Raw genomic sequence first — 15,688 nt, 5'->3', positions numbered from 1 at the left:
CTTCCGGCAGCCCCTCCTTCATTACTTCTCGTTCTCTTGTTTCTCCAAAAAATCGCGCATCTTCTGCAAATATTCCGGCGCGTCCATCAGATCTTCAACGACCAGTTCGATCATACAAAGTTTTTCTCCCTGTAATCGTTCAGCCTCAGTGATGGCATCGTCCAGTTCCTGGTTTGTCCTCACCTGTTTCGTAAACGCCTCTCTTCCGAACGCTTCCGCCAGCTTGGTATAATTCCAGGAAGGGATCTCGTTATACTTCTGTTTCTCAATCTCCACTTTAACGTTCAGGTACTTTTCAATGGTATATCCATTGTTATTTAAAATAAAGATAATGGGTTTACATCCCTTCTCGAGCATCGAACTGATTTCCTGTACGGTCAGCTGCAAAGAGCCATCACCGGTAAAAAGAAGAACACGCCGGTCCTTCGCCGCCATACATGCCCCGAACGCCGCAGGAGTAGCAAACCCGATGCTTTGCCAGCCACCCTGTGCAATATAAGTCGCTCCTTTCGGCAGCCTGATTTGTGACATTCCATAAGATAACGAACCTGTCTCAACAACGACCACATCATTTTCCCTGAGCATGTGCTGAAATCTTGGATAGTAAGATGCAGCCTTGATTGGTTCCTCTCCCCCGCCGCTCACCGTACCGTAAGGAAATGCGATGTCACCGATTGAACTCTCCTGTTTAAATCCAATTTTTGTTAACTCATGTAAAAGGTCCTCCGCTCTTACGTTCAAATAACTTGCTGCTCCGACCTTTACAGATTCAGGCTGGATCTCAACAATTTTTAAGGGATTCAGTTTAATCGTATGTTTTGACGTATTCACATCGGTCCATTGTACGCCAATCGCAAAAATGCAGTCGGCTTCTTCAACCGTTTTAGTTACATCTTCCTGTCCAAAAGCTCCACCGTATACACCGATGTACTGTGGATGGCTTTCATCAAACCCGCTCTTCCCTTGCATGAGTGAAGCGACAGGAACTTTGAGTTGTTCTGCTAGATGCTGCACTTGATCCTGCAGCCGGTAGCGAATGGCTTTCATATCAACAAGAATGACTGCTTTCTTTGCCTCTTCCACCATTCCAGTAATCTGTTTTAGCGCAGCCTGAAGTGCGATTTGACTGCTCTTCGTCTGTGTTACTTCCGTTTCATGAAAGATGACCGGCTGAGTCACCAAGTCGATCGCAACACTTAAATAAACCGGCTTTTTCTTTTGCTTTGCTGCTTGAATGGCAGCCGGGATTTCCCGAGCTGCGTTTTCCGGTGTCAGAACAGCCGTATATGCGGTGATGTTTTCGTACACTTTTCGAAAAACATCATAATCACCATCCATTAATGTGTGATGAGCCAGCTCTTTATCCTTCTGCATTTTTGATTTTGGCGAGCCAACGATCTGTATCACAGGCACGTCTTCACTGAATGCGCCGGCAATTGCGTTCGTCGCACTCATTTCGCCGACCCCAAATGTTGTAATGAGCGCCGATATACCGTTAATCCGTGCGTATGCATCTGCTGCATATCCTGCATTCAGCTCATTTCTATTCGTAATAAAAGAAAGGCCGTTATCGCTTTCAAGCGTATCAAGCAATGAAAAGTTATAATCACCCGGCACCCCGAAGACCTCTGATATTCCTTCTCTTTTTAAACAATCCAATAAATATTGTCCCACCGTTCTGCTTTCTGCCAAACTACTCACTCCTTCAATGGTTCATCTCCTACTCCTATTTATATACCCAAACCCTTCCATGCTAATCGCTGATCCAATATGTGAGGCATGAAAAAAACTCCTGAATTACTTCAGGAGTTTTTCTGTCTATCGTCTATCATTGTTCTCTCCTTCATTACAAAAGAAAGGTGATGGCAACATCATTTGTTTCAAGAAAGTATAGGACACAATAAAACAGAATGACTGCAAATACAAAAGTAAAAACCAACTGGGATAATTCTCGTTTCATTGCCCCACTCCTATTTTTACAGAAATAGTTTCTGGAATTTTTTCATAGACTCTGGACTGCTGATTACTGAAAAATGCTGTAACAGCTTCTGAAGTGCTTCCTCTCGATCAATCTCTATATTTTCTATCTTATTTTTTTCTATCCAATGCTCAATCGTCTCATAGGAAGTGCTGTTCCAGCCATTTTTTTCACCGATCGCATTTTGTTTCTCCTTTGTACCGGAGACGACAATATCAAGAGAGGCCTGAAGTTCGAGCAATCCGTTGTCGAAGGCTTTCTTTTTCTCTTTTGCTTTCATATCAGCCTTTGCCTTTAAAAGCCTCGTATCAATTCCTTCTTCCTGCAGGATGTGTAAGTGAAGATCGAAGGCATCTTTTGACAGCATGCCATTATAATAACGGTCCTTCACAGACATTGGATTCCCCAGAACCGTTCTTATATAAGGAAGGAGTTCGCGGGAGATGAGAACAGATTTTTTCTTAACAAATTTTCCGTACGCGGCTATTCCATCTGCAGCAAACCGCGTTCTCCAGCCCCAAGGATCAAATTCGGTCTCCGTATACCAATTTTCCTTCACCGTAATACTGCTAAGTGAGGGATAATCGGGAAACAAAGGAGCAAGCGGCACAAACCCTACTTCATTCACAATATCAATGGCTTCTTCGTACGTTTTAATTTTATAATCAAGCACTCACTCATTCCCCTTTGCTCTTTCCTTATTATGTATCCATCTTTCCCCTAAGCTTCCAAGTGCCTTTCATACGCCAGATAAGAGTACAATCGGTATATAATCGGGATAAGAACGAGAAGGGAAACAAACCTTAAGGACCCTTCCGTAAAAAAGACCAACCATAACCCAAATAAAATGGAGATCACCATAGAAATGTTGCCTGAGAGACCATTGAGCGGCCGGTTGTTAAGAAAGAAAGATATCGTTCCTTTTAGATCGTGCGCATAGCACTCCTCGTGATAAGGGATCACCTCAAAAAACATCGTTACCGTAACTAAATCTTCTTTAAGTGTAATTTCTTTTGTACATCTATCGCAGATAATGGTTTTAGACACCCTTTCCCCCCTTGGATCTTGAGGTTAATTTCGTCTTTTGTCTTCTGTAATGGCGTTTCGTCACACACCACCCAAAATCAAAAACATGCCTGAAAAGATCCACGTAATTCCATTATATACCATAATTAATCAAGACGTATTTTAATTTTGCATGGACTTTCCCCATTCAGCCAGTCATTTTAAAGATGGGATCAAGTCCTCTTCTGCTTTTGTTAGTGAGTATTCTACTCTTGGTGGTATTTCCATAAACTGCTTTCGTATGATAAGTCCTTGGTTCTCCATTAATCAGTTTTTTCTGACTTAGAAATAAAATACTGCATACTTGTTTTACTTTGATTATGTAATAAAATTATATCGTAGTTGATTATTTGTAGGATAAATAAAGGAGTGATAGTTTTGAAGTTAAAATATGAAGTTTTACCTGATGAAAAAATTGAATGCTGCAGAGAAATTTGCAATGAACTCATGGCCTTTCAAAAATCAAAATCCTACATAACACCTGAATTGTTTGACAACATGAATTTTGAAACAAGGCTGATTCCATCAATAAATAATGCCGTTCACAATTATACAGTGGTAGTTAAAGATGATGATCAAATTGTAGGTTATGTATATTCCAATATCTCTCCTAAAGAAGCCTATTCCAATGAATTTGCCACTTTTTTTGATCTTTCTTCTGTTAATAGAGATTATGTAGGCTGTTTATCTCAATTTTATATTAAAGAAGAGTACAGGCATTATGGGATTGGATCCAAACTTTTTCATATGTCCATGGATTGGATCAAGCAATTTGACGATGTGGAAGATTATTTTATTTATGTCTCAAATGGCAATACTAACGCACTGGAATTCTATAAACGTAAAGGATTTACTGTGAGTCATGATATATTGGATGGTTTTATAACCGTTTTACGAAGCAAAAGAGAGATTGGATGTAACCATTAAAAAGGGGCTGTCCTGAAAGTCGAAAATTGACCTTCAGGCAGCTCCTTTGACGTGAAAAATCTTCAATGAAAAGTTGATTGGAGTGCAAGGTGCGAGACTCCTCGAAAATGAACTTCACATTTTCTTCGTGCGATATAACGCTGCCGAAGCTTTCCTTGTCCTGCGGGANNCGCACGCCCCGCGGAAAGCGAGCAGCCTGGAGCGGAGATCAACAGCTATCAGACTTCTTGGACAGCCCCTTTCAGTAATGATATTTATCTTGTTCTTGATACATACGGATAAATCGACTACAACTTCTAATTCTGATACTTTCTTGAAGAATGAATCAATAGGAGGATAAAATGTACAGCATTAGTGAGGCAGCAAAGTTACTGGAGTCAGTTCTCACACATTGCGTTATTATGAGAAAGAACAAATTATTTTACCCGAACGCAATGATCATGGTGAACGGGAATATGGCGACTCCCACATTGCCTGGCTGCGGTTCTTCATTAAATTAAAACAGACGCAAATGCCGTTGGCTAAAATAAGGGAATACTCAAGGCTGTATCAAGAAGAAGGAGAACATACGCAGGAAGCACGTCTCCGTCTTCTCGAAGAGCATCGAAACTCGGTGAGGGAGCAAATCAGCACCCTTCAGGAAACTGAAAAGATGCTGGATCATAAAATCCGATCCTATAAAGAATTGATTCAATCAGAGCATTTAAAAACCAGCACCTAGTTCTGATTTCAGAACCTAGGTGCTGGTTTTCACGTTACTGGTCTGTTTCAACGGTATTCTTTTCCACGGAACTTGGCTTTGTTTCCGCTGGTTTTTTACTATCATCCTGTTCTTTCGGCGGCTCGGTTCCAGGATCCGTTGGTTTATCACCTGTACCCGGTTTGGTGGTTCCGTCTCCTGGCTTATCTTTAGGCGGGGTTGTTGGATCTGTCGGCTTATCCTGATTGCCTCCGCCTTGATCATTCCCACCCTGATCTGTTCCGCCATTTCCGCCTTGGCCATTGCCACCCTGATCGTTGCCGCCTTGATCATCTTTAGGCGGTGTGACAGGAGTATCCGGTTTTGTTTTACCGTCATCATTAGGTTTTTCTTTATCATCTTTATTCTTTTGGTCTTCTTCTTTTTTCTCTTTTTCTTTATCTTGCTTTTCTTTTTCAGCATCAGCTGATGAATCTTCTTTTTTGTCTTCCTTATGGCTTGGCTGTGCTATAGCAGGCATCGAAGTTCCTTGCACGTAAAGCTCAGAGCCTCGTGAAACGACAGACCCCGGTTTTTGGAAATCGGCAGTGAGCTTATTTGCTGAAACATGGGATACCAGTTCTTTAAAGATCAGCTTAGCGATCACTTGGTCTTCTTTCTTTACATAAGCATCCTGGCCCGGGTGATCATATCCTGTCCAGACAGCTGCTGTATAGCGTGTGGTATAACCGACAAACCATGAATCGGTCGAGCCGTTGCCATAGACATTGGCTGGAAGGTTCGTCGTTCCTGTCTTACCGGCTACATCCAATCCTGGAATCTGAGCCATGCGGCCAGTTCCGTTATTGACAACACTCTTTAGCATATCCGTTACCATGTAAGCTGTGTAATCGCTCATGGCAGTTTTTGGCTGATGGCTAAACTGCTTCACTTCTCCATTCGGATATTCAATCTTTCTTAATGTTGTTGGCTGATGATAGACGCCCTTGTTTCCAAAAGCAGAATACGCACCGGCCATCGTTAATGGAGAAACCCCTTTATTGAATCCGCCGATCGCATAGGACGGATAGATCGTATCCAGCTTAATTCCAAGGTTTCCTGCAAACTGTTTCGCGTTCGCTTCTCCTACTGCCTGGAACGTTTTTATGGCAGGAATGTTATACGATTGGACGAGTGCTTCTCTCATAGAAAGCGTACCATGATAGGTTTTATCCCAGTTCTGGAACTGCTTGCCGTTGATTTCGAGCGGCTCATCCTTGATCGGGGTACTCGTAGACCATTTCAAGTATTCAATCGCCGGGCCGTAGTCAAGAATCGGTTTAATCGTCGATCCCGGCTGTCTTTCTGTATCGGTCGCATAGTTAAATCCTCTGATGGCCTGTTTGTTGTCGTCCAGCCTGTTGCCGCCTATAGCACGAATCTGGCCGGTTTCAGTATCAAGGAGAACGACCCCCGCCTGAAATTTATTGTCTGGGTAACGGACATAATCCTCCGTTGATAAGATTTTTTCTGCTTGAGATTGGGCATCCTGGTCAAGCGTCGTGTAGATTTTCAATCCGCCTTCAAACAGTTCTTTTTCAGAAATGCCTTCTTTTCGTGCGTCTTTAATGACCTGCTGTAAAAACGCTTCGTATCTCGGCTGAGACTTCTTAGGTTTCACAAGCATTTTCTTAATTGGCTGATGCTGCGCTTTTACTTTTTCCTGCTCAGAAATATATCCGTTTTTGTGCAGTAGCGACAAGACCACATTCCTTCGCTGTTCCGCTAACTCTGGATGTACGAATGGATCATACCCGCTCGGACGCTGTGGCAGTCCGGCAAGCAATGCAGCCTCGCCGATGGTCAGCTGGTCCAGAGGCTTATTAAAATACGTTTTTGCTGCTGTTTTTACTCCATAGGCACTATTTCCGAAATAGATTTTATTTAAATAGAATTCAAGAATCTGATCCTTGGAATATTTCCGTTCAAGCTGGATCGCCAAATAGGCTTCTTGTACCTTCCTAGTTACTGTCTTTTCTGGTGATAAGAACGAGTTTTTTACAACCTGCTGTGTGATTGTACTGGCACCTTCTGAACCAAATCCGTGAGTTATATTGGAAAGAATGGCTCCTGCGACCCTTTTCGTATCAATTCCGTTATGTTTGTAGAATCGAACGTCTTCTGTCGCAATAAAAGCGTTCCGAACGAGCGGCGGAATATCTTTAATGTGAGCATAATCTCTCTTTTCCTTCCCGCTGATTGAAACGACTTTCTCATTGTTCATGTCATAGACGGTGGAAGTACGTGAATACTTCAGGTTTTCGGGGTTCAATTCAGGAGCGCCTTTTGCAACTGAAAATACGGTTGCCCCCCCGCCAATAACCACTAAAAGAAAGAGAACAAGAAAAGTTAGTGTACTGTATGTAAGGAATTTTCGAAAACGTTTAGGCCTTTTGTTCTGTTTTCTTCTTTCCAATCGTGAAGCTGAATTTTTCTTTTCCATCATTAACTCTCCTTAAATTGTTCCATGCTGTTCCCTATGCTGAAATAGTTTATTTTTCCTGAACACCAATTTTATACTATTTTAATAGAAAATAATACGAATACATCTCACAAATGTTACATTTTTATTACAAACAGGTCAGAAGTACTAGTACCCGTTTTTCCAGCTTTTTAATCTATATGAATTAAAAAAAGAACAAGAACATGATGTCTCGTTCGAATGCTGCTTTTAGTGATATGCAGGACCAATAGCCTTTGTTTCCATTGGATGCTCAGGGTAATAAAAGGATAAGTTTTGGTAGCTCCAGGCAAACTTGCTTTTAGAAAAGTACTTGCCCAAAGAGAGGTATCTCATTTTTTGATGATCAATATAAATATCTTTATTCCTCGGTTTGTCTGTATCGAAACCAAATTCCAGTAAATTTTTGTTAAAATACATTCCATCTTTATTGATGCTCTGATATAAAAGATTTACATCAGCCAGGGATACTTTATATTACCGAAATGCTTTGTTATTTTAAAAACATAAATTTTATGAGGTGCGTTCGTAATCTCCAGAACATAAGGGCTATTGGGGACAGTAACCGATTGAACCTTCTCCGTGTTTAATTCAATGGCTTCTTTCGTCCAGCCCTTCTGCAGTGCCTCTTTTTTGTTGTGGTACCCGTAATTAACCACATATAAATAGATTCCTGCTGCGATAAAAGATAACACAAACGCAGCTCCCCAGCCGTTTTTCATCAACAAACCCCATTTCCATTGAAGGCTATTTCAATTGCTTATTCTCTTGTTGTTTGAAGTCTATTTAAGATCAATTCCCAAACAACTCCCAATTACTTACAGTTTATCATAAAATGAATTGAAAGTTTTACTAAAATAAAAAAGCAGCCCTCATATCATGAGAACGCTGCAGTATTCTTAGTCAATCCCGTTTCTTCCTTTTTTAACTCCCAATTCAGCATTTCACCCTCTTGCCCTAAACGCTTCATGTTCATTTTTTCCAATACCCGAATGGAAGGATCATTGTTTATCAAGCATTCTGCAATGACACGGTTAACTTGGTCAGAAGTAAAGGCCCAATCGATTATCGCCTTTACCGATTCGGTGGCGTATCCTTTTTGCTGAGCAGACGGAATGATTCCATAACCGACCTCTACTGTTCGTTCGGCACTGGGCTTCCCTTTGAATCCAATATCTCCGACAATCATTCCCGTTTCCTTTTCTGTGACCAGCCACACACCCCATCCGTATAGCTCAGGGTCTTGTTCTAACTGTTCAACGTGGGACTTAATTTGGTTTCTGACTGGATATGCATCAGGCGATAGTGATTCTATGTATGTTCTGCTGCAGGGCATGATGGTTAACCGTTCTGTTTCCAATTTCATCTGTAACTTCCTTTCTCTATTCCATGTCTTCTAAAAAACTATTCTTCTCTCAGTCTGCTAATCCTCTTTTAACCTGCCGAATAATGAATGAACGGAGAATCATCTGAAAAACCCTCGGCGAAGTTATCTTAATATTCAGTTCGGTTCAATTAATCTGAGTTTGGTTCAATTCTCCTCGATTTTGGTTCAATTCGCCGACGAGACACCATAAAAAAGGCTGCCGAGTCTCCTCGACAGCCTCATTAAATACAGTTTTACGCTTGTTTACTCTCACCAACCGGTTTTCCCTCACTAGCTGGCACTTCTTCTTCCCACCATAAAGCTTCATTAGGATCCTGCAAGATCTCTTTGATCTCGCCTGGGTCTTCAACAGCTGGAAGAGATCCACGCAATGAACGGCCTGCTGTTTCTTTGACAAAGAAAGTTACAACAACAATACCGATCGTACAGACCGCCATTAAATAATAGGCCGGCAGCAGTTTATTATTGGTTTCTTTCACCAGCCAGGCAACAATGAGCGGAGTCGTTCCGCCAAAGATGGAAGTAGATACATTGTAAGTAATGGCTAGTGATCCATATCGAACGTTTGTAAAAAATAAAGAAGGAAGTGTTGCCGGGAGCGTTCCCTGAAAAGCGGTGAGCAGACATCCCAAAATCAGCACTCCGAAGAAGGCATTATTGCCATTTTCATTCCCCGCCAGCATAAAGGCCGGTATGCTTAAAATAATGGTTAGAATCAAAGCTCCTATCAAAATTTTATTTCTTCCAATCCGGTCACCCAAATACCCCATTCCCAAAACGAAAGGAATCATAATAACCATCACAATGAGAATGAGCAGCAGCCCTTTTGTTTCTCCATAACCGATCTGTTCAGAAAGGTAAGTCGGCATATAGGTTAGCACCATGTAGACAATTGTATTGTAAAAGAGAACAATGCCTACACAGATCAATAGGGACCTCCAATGATTGAGGAAAATTTCTTTAAGAGACGAATCCTTTTTCTTTTCCTCTTGTTCTTCCTCCATTGCCTGAAAAGCAGGTGTTTCCTCGAGGTGAGAACGGAAATATAAACCGATTAAACCTAGTGGAGCTGCAATAAAGAACGGAATTCTCCAGCCCCATTCCAGCATGGTTTCCGAACCTAGAATAAAGGTCAGCAGGGTCACAAGCCCTGAACCAGCAATATAGCCGGCCAAAGTTCCTACCTCTAAAACGCTTGACATAAAACTGCGCTTTTTATCCGGAGTTGATTCTGCAATAAACGTCATGGCCCCAGCGTATTCTCCGCCGGTTGAGAAGCCTTGCACCAATCTGGCAACCAGCAGAAGGATGGGCGACGCAATCCCGATGGACTTATAGCCGGGTATGAGCCCGAGGCTGAGTGTTGCAATCGCCATCATGATCAATGTAATGGCCAGTACCTTTTTTCGCCCTAAACGGTCACCCATTATTCCAAACACTACACCGCCGATCGGCCTCGCGATAAATGCTACTGCAAATGTCGCGAAAGCATAAATCACCTGGGCAGAAGAATCGACTTCAGGGAAAAAAACTTTGCCAATGGTTACCGCTAAATAAGAATAAATACCAAAATCAAACCATTCCATGGCATTACCAAGCGAGGTCCCCAGGATCGATTGTTTTGCGATTTTTGTATCAACAACCGTAATATCTTCTTTTTGTAATCTATTACTATTTTTTCTATCCACAGCGTGCCTCCTCATACTGCATAAAATTAAAAGTTGTTGTACTAAACCTTTTCCCTAAATCGATCCCAAACTAACCATTTTCATATCAAAAGGCTGCCGAGTCAGCCTCGGCAGCCTGCAACAATTTTATTGGATGTTTACTATATTTTCTGCTGAGATCCCAAAATGCTTATTTTTTCTTTCAATGCTGCTCTTTCATTTCTGTCCCGAACTTCTTCCTTCCACCACAAAGCTTCCTCTGAATTCATTAGTATTTCCTTTATCTCACCAGGATCTTCTACAGCGGGGTACGATCCCCTTAATGACCTTCCTGCTGTTTCTTTGACGAATAATGCTACTACAATAATCCCGATAACACAGACCGTGATCAAATAATAAGCCGGGAGCATACTGTTATTCGTTGCTTTAACGAGCCATGCTACGATTAAAGGTGTAGTTCCGCCAAAGATGGAGGTTGAAACATTGTACGTTATCGCCAAGGAACCATATCGTACCTCTGTGAAAAAAAACGACGGCAATGCAGCAGGTAATGTGCCTTGAAAGGCTGTAAACAAACAGCTCAGGGTCAGCAATCCCAGAAAAGCCAAAATGCTTGAACCCGTGCCCATCATGAGGAACGCCGGAATGCTGAGAACGATCGTACCGATTAACGCTCCTTTAATCAAGCGGTTTCTTCCGATCCGATCACCCCAGTATCCCATTGCCAAAACAAAGGGAATCATTGCAATCATGACAAATAGGATGAGGACCAGCCCCTTTGTTTCACCAAAACCAAGCTGTTCTGATAAATAAGAGGGCATATACGTAAGAATCATATAGTTTATGGTGTTATAGAAAAAAACGACGCCAATGCAAATCAAAAGGGAACGCCAGTGTTCCGTAAAAATATGTTTCAGGGAGGTTTGCTGTTTCCTCTCTTTTGCCGATTCCTTCATCGCCTGGAATGCCGGGGTTTCTTCCAGATGCGATCTGAAATAAAACCCGATCAGCCCTAAAGGTGCGGCAATTAAGAAAGGAATTCTCCAGCCCCATTCAAGCATAGTTTCAGATCCAAGCAGAAAGGTAAGCAGAGTAACTAATCCCGATCCGGCGATGAACCCGACAAGTGTTCCGACTTCAAGGCCGCTTGACATAAACCCTCGTTTCTTATCAGGTGTAGATTCAGCGATAAACGTCATCGCACCTGCATACTCTCCGCCGGTAGAAAATCCTTGTATCATTCTTGCAACAAGCAATAAAACTGGTGCTGCGGCTCCGATCGTTGCATAGCCCGGAATGAGTCCGATGCTTAATGTGGCAATGGCCATCATGATTAACGTTATGGCCAAAACTTTCTTTCGGCCTAAACGGTCACCCATCATTCCAAACACTATACCGCCGATCGGCCTCGCGATAAATGCCACCGCAAACGTGGCAAAAGCATAGATTAACTGGGCAGAAGGATCGATTTCAGGGAAAAATACTTTACCAATCGTAACCGCTAAGTAGGAATAGATGCCAAAATCAAACCACTCCATGGCATTGCCAAGAGATGTTCCAAATATTGATTTTTTCGCAATTTTATTGTCAACAACTGTGATATCCTCTTTGGTCAGCTTTTCTATTTGTCCTCTTTCCACATCGTACCTCCTCTTAATACCGTAAATCTTGCTTGTTTTCTCACTCATCTCTTTTCAGTTAGATAGTTTATAACAAACGACTTTTGGTTCTGTCATTTCTTGTATCGCAAATTTAATGCCTTCCCGTCCCAAGCCAGACTTCTTCACGCCACCAAACGGCATGGCATCGATTCGGTAGTCACTGCTGTCGTTGATCATGATGCCTCCTACATCCATCCTGGCAATCGCTTTTTGAGCTTTATCAATGTTTTTTGTAAAAATACCTGCCTGCAGCCCGTAGCTTACTTCATTGGATTTTTCAATGGCCTCATCCACATCCGCAACAGCGTATAGGAGTACAACCGGGCCAAAAATTTCTTCTTTTGCAATCGTGCTGTCATCCGGAATATTCTTTAGGACGGTCGGAGAATAAAACGCTTGATTACGCTTGCCTCCTGTCAGCAGTTGAGCACCTTTATCAACGGCTTCGTTCACAAGACTCTCTACACGCATCGCCTCCTTTTCAGTAATTAGCGGACCTATATCGGTAAGCTCTGACAGCTTATCGCCTACGATATACTGTTTTGTTCGCTTAACAAACGACTTTTCAAAATCGGACATAATACTCTGTTGCACATAGATTCTCTGCACACTCAGGCAGTTTTGGCCGGCTGCCCAATAGGCCCCGGAGACTGTGGATTCAACGGCATCATGCAAGTCCGCATCTTCCAGAACAATAACCGGAGAATTAGAGCCGAGTTCCATACTCACTTTTTTTAAGCCGGCTTTTCTTACAATCTCTTCTCCAGCCTCTACTCCTCCTGTAAAGGAAATCATCCGAATGGCTGGGTGAGTGACAAGAACATCTCCGATCTCGCTTCCATGTCCCGTAATGACGGACAATACTTTTGTAGGCAGCCCCCCATGGGCAAATGCCTCAGCAAGCAGCAGCGCACTTAGCGGAGTGACCGTTGCCGGCTTTACGATGATAGCGTTTCCTGAAGCAATTGCCGGCCCTACTTTATGGGCGACCAGGTTCAGGGGGTCATTAAATGGAGTGATCGCGCCAATGATTCCAATTGGAAAACGCTGATAGTAGCCAACCCGGTTGTTGTTCCCTTCCATTTGGTCAAAGGGAATGGTCTCCCCCTGAATCCTTCTTGCCTCTTCTGCACTGATACGGAGGGTCTGAATGCATCTTTCGGTTTCTTTTGCAGCTTCACGGATCGTCTTGCTGCCTTCCTTCGCAATGGTCAAAGCGTACTTTTCTTTATTGGCTTCAATGTAGTCTGCCGCTTTATGAATGACAGCCATCCGTTCATACACCGGCATGGCGGCGGCAATCTTTGCTCCTTCTTTTGCGTGCTCAATACAAGCCAGCATATCTTCTCTTGAAGCTGCAGGAACAGTGTCTATCATTCTGTTATCCTGCGGGTCCCGAACCTCAATGGTTCTATCACGGTGTACCCATTTTCCTGCTAAAAACATCTTTTGGCCAGCAACCTGAGTCGTCATCAACATCCCCGCCTTCCACTGTTTAAATGTTTACGAGTTTTCTTTCGCGATCAATGTTAATTAAATCGATTAACAAGGAAAAGCCTGTTTCAACCTTACCTGCACCTGCTCCGCTTAGCGTAACAGTTCCTAAGAGATCACAATCATAAGCAATGGCGTTTACAGCTCCGCTGATGGAAGCAAGCGGATCAGTCATATCGATCTTTTCAGGAGCGATAGAAGCATTAACTTTCCCGTTTTCTTTACGAGCTTTGGCCAGCAGTTTCCACCGTTTCCCTTCGGCTTTTGCCTCTTCAATATCCTTCAGGGTGAGATCTGTAATCCCCCGGCATGATACTTCTTCTACCAGCAAAGGTTCGTTCATCACATAGTTTGACAGAATGGTAATCTTATATCGCGCATCATAGCCCTCAACATCACTGGTTGGATCGGCTTCTGCATAACCCAGTTTTTGGGCTTCTTTCAACGCTTCCTCATACATTACTCCCTCTTCTTCCATCTTAGTTAAGATAAAATTGGTAGTACCGTTTAAGATGCCGCGAATTTCTGTAATCTCATTCCCCGCCAAAGCGGCAGCAGGCATCCTTAATGAAGGGGTTCCGCTCATGACTGTTCCCTCAAATCCCCAGTACACGCCTTCCCCTTTTGCCAATTCAGAAAGCTCTTTATACGCCAATGCAACCGGGCCCTTATTGGTCATGACCACATTTTTTTTCGCCAAGAATGCCGTCCGGCAATGATCGATGGCAGGCTGTCCTGTACGTACATCGGTATAGGAAACCTCAATAATGGTATCCGCATTAGTTTCACGAATGGTCCTTAGGCTGTCCCAGCCGGTCACGAGGCCAGGGGCCGGCGGGTAGTTTTCCAGATTTCCAGTATCCCGCAGCACTTGTAAAACCGTATTAATGTTCAGACCGTTTGGGTGATAGATTGAACCTTTGTTAAAATCAGAGATGGCCACAATTTCAGCTTCAAAATGCTCTTTAGCCTTTAAATCTTCGTGCTTGTCCCTTAGAATTTCAGCCAATCCCTGGCCGACTGTTCCAAACCCAATAAAAGCAAGTTTATGTGCCATATGTGTCTACCTCCACCTTTTCACGGCTTGGCAGGAATACCTCGCCTTTTAAATACTTTATAGCTGTCTGTGCTAGAATCGCTGTCCCGATTGGCAGGCAGTCTTCATTTATATCAAAAAATGGAGTGTGCAAATCTCTCTGGTCTTGTCCTTGCTCGGCACATCCCAAAAAGAACATGGCACCCGGCGTTTTCTGTGTTACATATCCAAAATCTTCTCCGCCCATTCCAAACGGGCCTCTTTTAATCGTGATTTCGGGATAAAGCTCTCTTGCCGCCTCCATAAACCACTTGTTGATGGTTTTATGATTCTTCAGCGCAGGCTCGCCCCGGTCTACTTTGAAAGAGTACTCTCCTCCTAGAGGCTGAACAATCGAAAACGCCTTTTCCAATTCTGAGGCGAGCATGCCGCGTATTTCAGGTGAATAGCTGCGAATCGTTCCCGATATGGATACCTCGGTAGGAATAATATTGCTTGCCGAACCCGCATGGATCTCACCTATGCTGATCACGGCTGACTCCATTGCCGATACTTTCCGTGCCACAATGCCATGCAGTGCCTGCATGACAGGCCCCAGCATCCAAATGGGGTCGGTTCCCTGTTCAGGATAAGCACCGTGTCCTCCTGTTCCATAAATTTTGCCCTGGAACACATCAACATTGGCCATGCTGTAGCCATCGTTCACTTGAATAGCACCAGCCGGAAGCCAAGGGCACATATGGAGGGCTATGGCTGCATCTGCTTCATCATAGGCTCCTGCCTGAACCATATACGGAGAACCTGACAGTCCGTGTTCATCAATGCTTTCTTCTGCCGGCTGAAAAACAAATTTTACCTTACCCTGTATATCTCCCCGTTCAAATGCGTCTGCCAGAAGGCTGGCAACCCCCAGCAGGATGGATGTATGGGCATCATGACCGCAAGCATGCATCACACCCTCGTTCCCGGATTTGTAACCAATTGCATTTTTCTCATGAATGGGTAAGGCATCCATGTCTGCGCGGATGGCGATGACCGGTCCTTCCCCTGAGGTAAGGGTCCCTACAACACCAGTGGGAACACCCACTCCGATTTCCGTTTTCATTCCGGGAATCCGCCTTAATGTTTCTGCCACCAGGCTTGACGTTTCAAATTCCTGAAAACTGAGTTCAGGGTTTTGATGGATCTGCCGCCTCCAGGCAATCAATTTTTCATTCAACCCTTTTACCGAAGCAGCAACAAACTGATGATTTGCCATTTGTCATTCATCTCC

Annotated in this window: 13 protein-coding genes and 1 pseudogene; 2 read left to right on the top strand and 12 right to left on the bottom strand. The window is 43.3% G+C overall.

Annotated features, from left to right (window positions below; all coding sequences use genetic code 11):
* Positions 1–21: 21 nt before the first annotated feature.
* The 4 genes from P4361_RS05615 to P4361_RS05600 form a co-directional block, all read right to left on the bottom strand.
* Positions 22–1,701, bottom strand: a complete 1,680-nt coding sequence (locus P4361_RS05615; protein WP_328088554.1) for an alpha-keto acid decarboxylase family protein — start codon at positions 1,699–1,701, stop codon at positions 22–24.
* A gap of 275 nt (positions 1,702–1,976) precedes the next feature.
* Positions 1,977–2,651 carry an AlkZ-related protein gene (locus P4361_RS05610; RefSeq protein WP_328088553.1) on the bottom strand — a complete coding sequence of 225 codons (675 nt, stop codon included), beginning with the start codon at positions 2,649–2,651 and terminating at the stop codon, positions 1,977–1,979.
* 47 nt (positions 2,652–2,698) lie between these two features.
* Complete coding sequence (locus tag P4361_RS05605; protein WP_328088552.1) at positions 2,699–3,025, bottom strand: hypothetical protein; 327 nt, start codon at positions 3,023–3,025, stop codon at positions 2,699–2,701.
* Positions 3,026–3,199: 174 nt separating this feature from the next.
* Positions 3,200–3,307, bottom strand: a complete 108-nt coding sequence (locus tag P4361_RS05600; RefSeq protein ID WP_328088551.1) for a winged helix-turn-helix transcriptional regulator — start codon at positions 3,305–3,307, stop codon at positions 3,200–3,202.
* Positions 3,308–3,421: 114 nt separating this feature from the next.
* On the opposite strand from P4361_RS05600, the gene P4361_RS05595 reads away from it, so the two are divergent.
* Positions 3,422–3,970, top strand: a complete 549-nt coding sequence (locus P4361_RS05595; RefSeq protein ID WP_328088550.1) for a GNAT family N-acetyltransferase — start codon at positions 3,422–3,424, stop codon at positions 3,968–3,970.
* 341 nt (positions 3,971–4,311) lie between these two features.
* Positions 4,312–4,691 (top strand): annotated as a pseudogene (locus tag P4361_RS05590) (MerR family transcriptional regulator).
* 34 nt (positions 4,692–4,725) lie between these two features.
* Here the strand turns inward: P4361_RS05590 and P4361_RS05585 are convergent.
* The 8 genes from P4361_RS05585 to P4361_RS05550 all read right to left on the bottom strand — a co-directional run bounded on the left by P4361_RS05585 (position 4,726) and on the right by P4361_RS05550 (position 15,673).
* Positions 4,726–7,152, bottom strand: a complete 2,427-nt coding sequence (locus tag P4361_RS05585) for a PBP1A family penicillin-binding protein (protein ID WP_328088549.1) — start codon at positions 7,150–7,152, stop codon at positions 4,726–4,728.
* 470 nt (positions 7,153–7,622) lie between these two features.
* Entirely contained in the window at positions 7,623–7,892 is a 270-nt protein-coding gene (locus P4361_RS05580) for a hypothetical protein (RefSeq protein ID WP_328088548.1), read from the bottom strand.
* A 155-nt stretch (positions 7,893–8,047) separates the two neighbouring features.
* Complete coding sequence (locus tag P4361_RS05575; protein ID WP_328088547.1) at positions 8,048–8,536, bottom strand: GNAT family N-acetyltransferase; 489 nt, start codon at positions 8,534–8,536, stop codon at positions 8,048–8,050.
* 254 nt (positions 8,537–8,790) lie between these two features.
* Positions 8,791–10,260 (bottom strand): MFS transporter, encoded by a 1,470-nt coding sequence (locus tag P4361_RS05570; protein WP_328088546.1) that lies wholly within the window; start codon positions 10,258–10,260, stop codon positions 8,791–8,793.
* 125 nt (positions 10,261–10,385) lie between these two features.
* Positions 10,386–11,912: a glycine betaine/L-proline transporter ProP gene (gene proP, locus P4361_RS05565; RefSeq protein WP_425590225.1), complete on the bottom strand. Its 1,527-nt coding sequence runs from the start codon at positions 11,910–11,912 to the stop codon at positions 10,386–10,388.
* Between the two features lie 6 nt (positions 11,913–11,918).
* Positions 11,919–13,358, bottom strand: a complete 1,440-nt coding sequence (locus tag P4361_RS05560) for an aldehyde dehydrogenase family protein (RefSeq protein WP_328088544.1) — start codon at positions 13,356–13,358, stop codon at positions 11,919–11,921.
* A 22-nt stretch (positions 13,359–13,380) separates the two neighbouring features.
* Positions 13,381–14,436 (bottom strand): homoserine dehydrogenase, encoded by a 1,056-nt coding sequence (locus P4361_RS05555; RefSeq protein ID WP_328088543.1) that lies wholly within the window; start codon positions 14,434–14,436, stop codon positions 13,381–13,383.
* Positions 14,426–15,673, bottom strand: a complete 1,248-nt coding sequence (locus P4361_RS05550; protein WP_328088542.1) for a M20 family metallopeptidase — start codon at positions 15,671–15,673, stop codon at positions 14,426–14,428. The genes P4361_RS05555 and P4361_RS05550 overlap by 11 nt, the downstream gene beginning before the upstream one ends.
* Positions 15,674–15,688 lie beyond the last annotated feature (15 nt).

The sequence above is a fragment of the Fictibacillus sp. B-59209 genome (assembly GCF_036216745.1).
GTDB lineage: Bacteria > Bacillota > Bacilli > Bacillales > Fictibacillaceae > Fictibacillus_C > Fictibacillus_C marinisediminis.
Note: the sequence above shows the minus strand (reverse complement) of the source record. Positions and strands in the feature narration are given on the sequence as shown.